This is a genomic window from Arthrobacter mobilis (genome assembly GCF_012395835.1).
Classification (GTDB): Bacteria; Actinomycetota; Actinomycetes; order Actinomycetales; family Micrococcaceae; genus Crystallibacter; species Crystallibacter mobilis.
On record NZ_JAAZSQ010000054.1, the window covers coordinates 1 to 1658 of the forward strand.

The window sequence follows — 1658 nt, forward strand, 5'->3', positions numbered from 1 at the left end:
GAATACTCCCATAAATACTGTATATATATGGGTCTTCCCCGATCATGGTGGGAAGGCTCAGAACGCCATATTCAGCTTTCCGTAGTGGAACATCACCCCCAGTTTAAAGCGCTCCCGGTTTCGGTATCCCCTGGCTTTTATCCTCAGCAGCCTGATCTTGCTGTTAAGTGCCTCCGCATTTCCGTTTGAGACACTGTGTCGCATCGCATTCAGGATCCCGTACAGCCTTTTTCCTATCGTTTTCGCGGCATTTTTCATCATGGGAACGTCACTGTTAGCCGCCAGCGCCAACCATCTCTGCCAGTCACTCCGTCTTTCCTCGCTCCATGGCCTGTTCCAGATATCCTTTGCCAGCTCTTTCAGCGCCCAGCACTGGCTCGTCAGCTTCATCTGTGCACGCAGCCACATCAGCTTTTCCTGCCGGGATTCGGTCATCCACTTATCGCTGTACTGCCACAGGAAGCGGGTTCCTTTTGCCTGGTGTCGGCTTTCAACAGGGAGGTGCGGATGTTCATTCTGACGGGTTTTATCAACTACCTCGCCCAGTTGCTTCGCCACATGGAAGCGGTCAAAGGCGATTTTCTCAACCGCACTGGGTAAGTGGATACGCGCTGCTCTTATATAGCCCGCGTTCATGTCCATTGAGAGCGTTTTGATAGCCAGCAACTGCCCATCAGTGAGCGTGCGAAGATAGCCGGCAAGACTCTCTGTGCCGCGATCATCCGTTAAGGCCAGCGCCCGACCATCGCGATCGGAGATCACCGTTATGTAACGATGTCCTTTTTTAAAGGCGACCTCATCCACATTCATATGACGGGCGGATAATGGCTTTTTTATCCGGGCAAGACCTCGCTTAACTGCCCGGGTCATAATGCCGTCAACCGCATTCCAACTGAGCTTAAGTTGCTTCCTGACAGCATCAACGGTGCTGATTTTCAGCCATGAGAGAACGAACGATTCGAATAGCAACGTATACCGGCTTCCGGGGCCAGCCCACGGAACAGGCAACGTCAGGCAGCCATGCTCCGGACACATAATTCGTGGAACATCGGCTTCAACAATAGTGGTGAACTGGCAGGTATCAAGATGGCGCCATTTACGATGACGGTGATCGTGAACAGAACAGGATTTACCGCAGGTCGGACAGGCTAGCCGGGTGTTTTCAGCGATCTCAATAGTGACAGTAACAGAACCGGCATTTTCATCGAGAGAAAGGGACTTTACCTGCCACGGATCGGACAGGTTGAGAATATGAGCGTAGAGGGACTTTTCGTCCATGGCGGTGACCTCTGGCGATTAAATACACCATTATCATGCCTTCAGCCACCACAACAAGGGAAGACCCATATGCATACAGCTATATTGATCGGAGGTTTTTCATGCCTAGACACTATGAAATTGACTCAGCCTGGCGTGCGAGCATTAAGCGTGAGCCGAACGGTCGTCAGACAGTTACGACAGAAGCCTTTGTCAGCCAGCTTGCGCTGATTAATTTTCACTGGAGTTGTCGCCAAGCAAATCAGTGGATTGAAACCTACGTGACCGTTTTTAAAGACATTTCCACTCAGGAAGGAGAGAACCGGACATTCATGCTTTTTAACCCCAACGGAGGCCGTTAAAAATGGGTTTTCCATCGCCAGCAACCGACTACCAGGAAA

The 1658-nt window shown here is 51.1% G+C and carries 2 protein-coding genes; both read right to left on the reverse strand.

Annotation, left to right across the window (positions count from 1 at the left end):
* Positions 1-57: 57 nt before the first annotated feature.
* On the reverse strand, positions 58-1278 hold the full coding sequence (locus HGG74_RS20760) for an ISL3-like element ISKox3 family transposase (protein WP_000343760.1): 1221 nt from the start codon (positions 1276-1278) through the stop codon (positions 58-60).
* A 125-nt stretch (positions 1279-1403) separates the two neighbouring features.
* The coding region (locus tag HGG74_RS21260) for a hypothetical protein (protein ID WP_205762276.1) at positions 1404-1658 on the reverse strand (255 nt) is incomplete at its 5' end.

What these genes read in the sequence shown, in the direction of transcription:
- HGG74_RS20760 (WP_000343760.1), bottom strand. Translation starts at nt 1,278, where the DNA reads ATGGACGAAAAGTCCCTCTACGCTCATATTCTCAACCTGTCCGATCCG.